Origin of the sequence: Streptomyces sp. NPDC059564, from assembly GCF_042735575.1 — a bacterium.
GTDB lineage: Bacteria > Actinomycetota > Actinomycetes > Streptomycetales > Streptomycetaceae > Streptomyces.
The window spans coordinates 1-8126 of sequence record NZ_JBHWBP010000347.1 but is presented as its reverse complement, the minus strand read 5'-3'; the positions used below and the strand labels follow the sequence as shown (position 1 = coordinate 8126).

Genomic DNA, 8126 nt, shown 5'->3' with positions numbered 1-8126 from the left:
GGGCAGCCCGTGGGGGTGGTGTCCGGGCAGCCGTACGGTGCGGGGGCGGGGCGGAGGGCCGAGTTGCCGCCCGTGCACGGCGCGGTCATCTGCGTCGCCGCGCCCTGCCTGGTCATCTCGCCCGAGCACGGCCAGCTGACCGGGCGGGGGATCGACGGGATCTACCGGTCCGGGCGGCGACTGCTGTCCCGCTGCGTGCTGCGCGTCGGCGGCCGGGATCCGGTCGCCGTCCAGGGGCGCAGCCTCGGTGCCGACCGGGCCTCCTTCACCGCCACCGTCCGCACCGGCGTCGAGGCCGGCCCCGACCCCGACATCGGCGTCGAACGGGTCCGTCACGCCGACGGCACCGAACGGATCACCCTGCGCAACTTCGCGGCCCGTCCGCTGCGCCTCCCCGTGGAGGTCTCCCTCGGCACCGACCTGGCCGAACTCGCCGCCGTGGCCGCTGGCCGGGCCGGGCCCGAACTCGCCGCCGGGGTCCATGCCGCCGGGCTGCGCTGGAGCGCGGGGGAGGCGCTGGCCGTCACCACCGCCGAACCGGCGCCCGACGACGCCCTCGCCTCGGCGGGGCTGCTGCGCTGGCAGCTCGAACTGGGCCCGGGGGAGTCCCGCACCATCGAACTGCGGACCACGCGGGACCGCTCCGCGCGGGCCCCCGCCGGGCAGGTCGCGAACCCCCTGTCCGCCGCCCGTGCCGAGGGGGACGACCCGAGGGCCGAGGCCTGGTTCCGGACGAGCCTCGACGATCTGCGCGCACTGCTCCTGCGGGACCCCGATGCACCCGGCGACGCCTTCGCGGCGGCAGGAGTGCCGTGGCGGCTCGGGCTCGCCCCGGCCGAGTCGCTGTGGGCCGCGCGGATGGCGCTGCCGCTCGGCACCGGGCTGGCCGCCGCCACGCTGCGGACCCTGGCCCGCGGTCAGGCCGGGGGACGCGGCCCCGGGGCGGGGAAGATCCCGGGACCGCTGCGCGCCGCCGGGCCGCAGCTGCCACCGGGGTGCACCGGGACCGAGGCCACCCTCGGCTTTCCCGCGGTGCTCGCCGAGGCCCGCAGGTGGGGGCTGCCCGAGGAGGAGGTGGCCCGGCTGCTGCCCGTCGCGGAGCGCTGCCTGGACTGGCTGCGGGGGGCGCTGGGGGAGGACGGCTTCCTGGCCGACCCCGATCCCGGGCCGCGGCGCTGCGAGACCCAGGCCCACGCACACCGGGCCGCGCTGCTCGGTGCCGACCTGCTCGCCGACTGCGGGCGGCCCGGAGCGGCAGAGTGGCGGGAGTGGGCCGCCGCGCTGCGGGAGAGGTTCCGGGCCCGCTTCTGGATAGACGGTCCGGACGGGGGCCGCCCCGCCGCGGCCCTGCATCCCGACGGGCGTCCGTTGCCCCGGCTGACGGGGGCCGCCGCCCACCTGCTGGACACGGGCCTGCTGGGCGGCGGGCAGCTCGCGCCCGGCCTGCTGGACCCGGTCCGCACCGAGCACCTCGCCCGGCTTCTCGGTGCCCCGGCCATGGATTCCGGATGGGGGTTGCGCAGCATGGCGGCCCGCGAACCGGGCCACAACCCCTTCGGCCACCGGTCGGGCGCGGTCCGGGCCCACGAGAGCGCCCTCGCGGTGTCCGGCCTCGCCCAGGCCGGCTTCGAGAAGGAAGCCGCCGGCCTGCTGCGGGGGCTGCTCGACGCGGCGGAGACCTTCGGATACCGGCTGCCGGAGATGTACGCGGCCGAGCAGCGCACCGCGGGCAGCGCACCGCTCCCGCATCCGGCGGCGTGCAGGCCCGCGGCCGTCGCCGCGGCCGCCGGGATCCACGCCCTCACCGCCCTCGCCGGAATCCGTCCGGACGCCCCGGCCGGGACGGTCGCCGTGACCCCGAGAGCGGGCGCACCCCTCGGCGCCCTGCGGCTCTCCGGGCTGCGGGTGTCGGGGGAAGAGTTCACCGTCCGGATCAGCCGCCTCGGCGTCGGCATGGTGGAGGAGGCCGCCCATGGGCTCCAATTGCGAACCTAGGCGTGCGGGGCGGGCCGCGCCGGCCGCGAGGATCCGGTCCGGTTTCCAGATCGCCGTCTCCGGGATCACCAAAGCTCTGTTTATCGTCAGGCAGACGACTATGATCGCGGCATGTCGCCCTACGACCCGTCGGCCTTCCCGCCCTTCGCCGTCACCGTCGACCTGGTCGTGCTCACCGTGCGCCGCCACGCGCTCTGCGCGCTGGTCGTGCGGCGGGGAGAGCAGCCGTTCCAGGGGCGCTGGGCGCTGCCCGGCGGCTTCGTCCGCGGGGACGAGGACCTGGGCGCGGCCGCAGCCAGGGAGCTCGCCGAGGAGACCGGGCTGTGCGCGCACGACCCGGCCGTGCCCGGCGTGGACAACGGGGCGCACCTCGAGCAGCTGGCCACGTACGGGGACCCGAAGCGCGACCCCCGGATGCGGGTCGTCAGCGTGGCGCACCTGGTCCTCGCCCCCGACCTGCCCGCGCCGAGGGCCGGCGGTGACGCCAACAGCGCCCGCTGGGCTCCCGTCGACGAACTCCTGGAGGGGCTCGACCAGCCGTCCGCCGGGCTGGCCTTCGATCACGCCCGGATCCTCGCCGACGGGGTGGAGCGGGCCCGATCGAAGATCGAGTACTCCTCCCTGGCCACCGCCTTCTGCCCGCCGGAATTCACGGTCGGAGAGCTGCGCCGGGTCTACGAGGCGGTGTGGGGCGTGGCGCTGGACCCGCGCAACTTCCACCGCAAGGTCACCGGGACCCCCGGCTTCCTGGTGCCGGCCGGAGGGACGACGACCCGTCAGGGCGGCAGGCCGGCCCAGCTGTTCAGGGCCGGCGGGGCGACCCTGCTCAACCCGCCGATGCTGCGTCCGGAAGTCTGACCTTCCCCCAGCCCTGCCGCCGCCGCTGCGGGGGCCGGTACCCACTCCGGCGGCCATAGCGACACCGGCACGGACCGGTTGCGTAGAAAATCGGACATATCGCGTTATCTTGCTTGCGGTATTCACCCTGCCGCAGAGCGGTCTCACCCCCCGCGAGAGAAGCGATGCTCCAGGCCATCGGACTCACCAGCACACCCCGTCGAGAACTCCCGCCCCTCGTGAACGACCTCACCTTCGAGGCCCGCCCGGGGTGTGTGACCGCCCTGCTCGGCGAGCCGGGTGCGGGCAAGACCACCGCGTTGCGGCTCATGCTCGAACTCGAACCGGGCCGAGGCGTCACCTACTTCCGCGGCCGCCCGCTGCACCGGATCCCGCATCCCGGCCGCGAGGTCGGAGTCCTCCTCGGCGACGTCCCCGGACACCCGTCGAGGACGGTCCGCAACCAGCTGCGCATGCTCAGTGCCGCCGTCGGCGTCCCGGCCTCCCGGGCGGACCTGCTGATGGAGGTCGTCGGCATCAGCGGACTGCGTGACCAGCGGCTCGGATCGCTCTCGGCCGGCATGGAGCGCCGCGTCGCACTGGCCGCGGCCCTGCTCGCCGACCCGTGCACGCTGCTCCTGGACGAGCCCGCCGCCGGGCTTCCCGCCCGTGAGCGGGCCTGGCTCTACGCACTGCTGCGCGGGCACGCGTCCCTCGGCGGGGCCGTGCTCTTCACCACCGACGACGCCAAGGAGGCCGCCCGCCACGCCGACCGGGTCGTCTCCATCGCCGCTGGCCGCCTCGTGGCCGATCAGGACGCCGCGGACTTCGCCCGCACCCGCCTGCGGCCGCGGGTCGCCGTGCGCACCCCGCACGCCGCCCGGCTCGCCGACGTACTGGGCCGCGAGGCGCGGTCCGCCCAGCGGGTGGTGGAGATCGTGGAGGAGAGCGGCAGCAGGCTCTCGGTGTACGGCAGCAACTGCGCCGAGATCGGCGAGGCGGCGTTCCGGCACGGTGTGCTCGTCCACCAGCTCGCCGACGAGACGGGCGACGCCGGAGCGCCCGTGCCACCCGTACCGCAGGCCCGCACCCGGGGCGGCGCCACGGCCAGGGCGGAGGCCCGGGTCGAGGCTTCGGCCCAGGCCCAGGCCCGTCCCGCGGCCGGCTCGGCCGGCCCTGCGGGCGGCCTCCCGGCAGGCGCAGAGTCCCCGGCCCACGGGGAGCCGCGCCCGGACCTCCGTACCGCGCTCGCCACCGGGGCTGCGTACACCGGCAGCCCGGGCACGGGTGCCGCTCCCGCCCCGGCCGGCCTTCCAGAGCCCTCCGAGGCGTCCTCTGACTCCCTGTCCGAGCCCGGCGACGAGCGGTCCCGCCACGCGGGCCCGGGGCGCCTCGCCTCAGGGGTGCGCCGCGTGGGCGGCCCGTTGTGGCCGCTGCGCTACGAGACGCGCCGCGTGTTCGGCACCGCCACCCCGCTCCTGACCGCCGCCGTCGTCGTCATCGTCTCGGCGCTCATCTCCCTGGTGCTCGCCCGAGCCGGCCACACCCCCCAGCACCGGCTGCTCGCCGCCTGGCCGGAGTTGTTCCCGCTGCCGCCCGCCGCGCTCGGCGCCGGGCTGCTCGGCTCCCTGGCCTTCGGCGAGGAGTACCGCTACCCCGCCCTGGCCGCCGACCGGGGCACGGTGCCGCGCCGGATGGGGCTGCTCGCCGCCAAACTCGGCGTCTGCGCCGCCCTCGCCCTGGTTCTCGGCGCCCTCGCGGTCGCCGCCGACCTCGCCGCCCTCCGGCTCGTCTTCGGCGCCGGACCGCTGCGCGCGCCGGTGGAGTGGATGTCCCCCGCCGCGAGTTGGGCCGGGCTGCTCATCGGGTGCGCCTGGGCCGGGGTCCTCGCCTCCGGCGTCTTCCGGGCCGCCTCGGCGGGCGTCGCGGCGGTCCTCGCCGTACCGGTGATGGTCGTACCGCTGGTGCGCAAGACGCTGGAGGGACCGTCGGCGTACCCCGTGACGGGGATCGCCTCCCGGCTGCGCGGCCTGAGCTGGTCGCCGTGGCCCCCGGAGGCGGACCGGATCGTACTGGGGGCCCTTCGGGTGATGATCCAACCCGTCGGCACCGCACTGGTGTTGTCGCTGATGGTCCTGTTGTGCGCCTATGCGTTCACAGGACTGCGCGGCCGAGTCCGTTGGTGATCGTTCCGATGCCAGAGGCGACTCCGGCGGGACCGGAGAAGTCCACATCGAGCGGCATCACTCGAAGCGGACCGCAACTCCCCGCAAAAGGCCCGGTTCTTTACGATAAGTCGTCAATTGCGTAGGTGGCACCGATCACCCTTTCGTGTGCTTTTCACCAAAGACCTCAAGGGTGATGGAAGCCCGGCCGACAAAGGATTCGTGAGTACCCTTGCGCACACCATGATGACCGCCGCCCGCCATGCCGACACCGGCCTCGCCGGCCCGGGCGAACTCGACCGCTACCCCTACCCGGAGGCCTCCGGGTCCGACCGGGTCGGACCGCCCCACTGGGACGGGGGCGACGTCGAGTTGAGCCGCGTCGGCCGCCGGGCGGCGGGCAGCCGCGGACGCGGACTGCACGGCCAACTCGTCCAGCAGCTCGGCCAGATGATCGTCTCCGGCGACCTCGGCGCGGACCGGCCCCTGGTACCCGAGGAGATCGGCCAGCGCTTCGAGGTCTCCCGGACGGTCGTCCGTGAATCCCTGCGGGTCCTGGAGGCCAAGGGCCTCGTCAGCGCCCGGCCCAACGTGGGCACCCGGGTCCGTCCGGTCGCCGACTGGAACCTGCTCGACCCCGACATCATCGAGTGGCGCGCCTTCGGACCCCAGCGCGACGATCAGCGCCGCGAGCTGGGCGAGCTCCGCTGGACCATCGAACCGCTGGCCGCCCGCCTCGCCGCCGGCCACGGCCGCCCGGACGTCCAGCAGCGTCTCGCCGACATGGTCGAGATCATGGGCCACGCCCTCGGACAGGGCGATTCGATCACGTTCGCGCGCGCCGACAACGAGTTCCACGCACTGCTGATCCAGGTCGCGGGCAACCGCATGCTGGAGCACCTGTCGGGCATCGTCTCCGCGGCCCTCCAGGTGTCCGGCAGCCCCATCACCGCCTGCGACCGCCCCAGCGAGACCTGCGTCGCGCACCACGCGCGCATGGTCGAGGCGCTCGCTGCCGGTGACGCCACGGGTGCCGAGAACGCCATGCGCCAGTTGCTGACGGTGCATCCGGAGGTCGAGCGCGTGGTCCCCGCCCCGCGCGAGCACTGACGCGCCGACGCGCGGGGGCGCGGGGGTGCACCACCGGGCGCCGGGCCCGGTTGGGGTGCGGCGACTCCGCCCCCCCCGCCCCTCAAGCGCCGGCCCGCGGGGGGGGGGGGGGGGGCCCCCCCCGGGGGCGCGGCCGGCGTTTCGGGTCCGGCGACTCCGGTGTGCGGGGGCTTTTCGCGGCCTCCGGACGTGCGGGTACGACCGTAGGACCGGCCCGGGCGGGAACCGGATGTGATTCGGGCCACGAAGATTGGGCGTAACGCTCCGCGACGTCACGCGATGACGTAAGAGGTGATGGCCGACGGAGGGAAGACAGCAGCCCTTGGGGGTGCTGTGCAGCTCCCCGGCCCCTGCCCGCGCCCCCGGCCCATCCCCAGTCGGTGGTCGTCGGCTCCGGTCCAGCACCAGGCCGGGGTCGGAAGCCGTTCCCATCGTTCCGAGAGGTTGTTCGTGTCGGCCAGCACATCCCGTACGCTCCCGCCGGAGATCGCCGATTCCGAGTCTGTGATGGCGCTCATCGAGCGGGGCAAGGCCGAGGGGCAGATCGCCGGCGATGACGTGCGTCGGGCCTTCGAGGCTGACCAGATTCCTGCGACCCAGTGGAAGAATGTTCTGCGCAGCCTCAACCAGATCCTCGAGGAAGAGGGTGTGACGCTGATGGTCAGTGCCGCGGAGTCGCCCAAGCGCACCCCCCGCAAGAGCGTCGCGGCGAAGAGCCCCGCCAAGCGGACGGCGACCAAGACCGTCGCGGCGAAGACGGCCGCCGCCCCGGCCGTGGCCGACACCGTCGCGGAGACCGGGACGACGGAACCCGACACCGCCGGCGCCCCGGGCGAGGAGCCCGTAGCCGAGGCCGCCGCGAAGAAGACGGCGGCCAAGAAGACCGCCGCCAAGAAGGCCGCGCCGGCGAAGAAGGCCGCCGCGAAGAAGACGGCCGCCAAGAAGACCGCCGCCAAGAAGGACGCGGACGAAGGCGACGAGGAGAGCACGGACGAGGGCCCCGACGCCCCGAAGGCCGAGGCCGACGAGGAAGAGGAAGGCGGGGAGAACAAGGGCTTCGTCATCTCGGACGACGAGGACGACGCCCCCGCCCAGCAGGTCGTCGTGGCCGGAGCCACCGCCGACCCCGTCAAGGACTACCTCAAGCAGATCGGCAAGGTCCCGCTCCTCAACGCCGAGCAGGAGGTCGAGCTCGCCAAGCGCATCGAGGCCGGCCTGTTCGCCGAGGACAAGCTGGCGAACTCCGACAAGCTGGCGCCCAAGCTCAAGCGCGAGCTGGAGATCATCGCCGAGGACGGCCGCCGCGCCAAGAACCACCTCCTCGAGGCCAACCTTCGCCTCGTGGTCTCCCTCGCCAAGCGCTACACCGGCCGAGGCATGCTCTTCCTGGACCTGATCCAGGAGGGCAACCTCGGTCTGATCCGCGCGGTCGAGAAGTTCGACTACACCAAGGGATACAAGTTCTCCACGTACGCGACGTGGTGGATCCGGCAGGCGATCACGCGCGCCATGGCCGACCAGGCGCGCACCATCCGCATCCCGGTGCACATGGTCGAAGTGATCAACAAGCTCGCCCGCGTGCAGCGCCAGATGCTCCAGGACCTGGGCCGCGAGCCCACCCCGGAGGAGCTGGCCAAGGAACTCGACATGACCCCCGAGAAGGTCATCGAGGTCCAGAAGTACGGCCGCGAGCCGATCTCCCTGCACACCCCGCTCGGCGAGGACGGCGACAGCGAGTTCGGTGACCTCATCGAGGACTCCGAGGCGGTCGTCCCGGCCGACGCCGTGAGCTTCACGCTCCTGCAGGAGCAGCTGCACTCCGTGCTCGACACCCTCAGCGAGCGCGAGGCCGGCGTGGTCTCGATGCGCTTCGGCCTCACCGACGGCCAGCCGAAGACGCTCGACGAGATCGGCAAGGTCTACGGGGTCACCCGCGAGCGCATCCGCCAGATCGAGTCCAAGACGATGTCGAAGCTGCGCCACCCGTCCCGGTCCCAGGTCCTGCGCGACTACCTGGAC

Annotated in this window: 5 protein-coding genes; all 5 read left to right on the top strand. The window is 74.2% G+C overall.

Annotation, left to right across the window (positions count from 1 at the left end; all coding sequences use genetic code 11):
- Positions 1-9: 9 nt before the first annotated feature.
- Positions 10-1995, top strand: a complete 1986-nt coding sequence (locus ACFV0Q_RS34530; RefSeq protein ID WP_385010917.1) for a glycogen debranching N-terminal domain-containing protein — start codon at positions 10-12, stop codon at positions 1993-1995.
- 111 nt (positions 1996-2106) lie between these two features.
- Entirely contained in the window at positions 2107-2853 is a 747-nt protein-coding gene (locus ACFV0Q_RS34525; protein ID WP_385010915.1) for an NUDIX domain-containing protein, read from the top strand.
- 164 nt (positions 2854-3017) lie between these two features.
- Positions 3018-5018 (top strand): ATP-binding cassette domain-containing protein, encoded by a 2001-nt coding sequence (locus ACFV0Q_RS34520; protein ID WP_385010913.1) that lies wholly within the window; start codon positions 3018-3020, stop codon positions 5016-5018.
- Between the two features lie 147 nt (positions 5019-5165).
- Entirely contained in the window at positions 5166-6107 is a 942-nt protein-coding gene (locus ACFV0Q_RS34515; protein WP_385010911.1) for a FadR/GntR family transcriptional regulator, read from the top strand.
- A 450-nt stretch (positions 6108-6557) separates the two neighbouring features.
- Positions 6558-8126: RNA polymerase sigma factor (locus ACFV0Q_RS34510; RefSeq protein WP_385010909.1), on the top strand; the 1569-nt coding region annotated here is incomplete at its 3' end.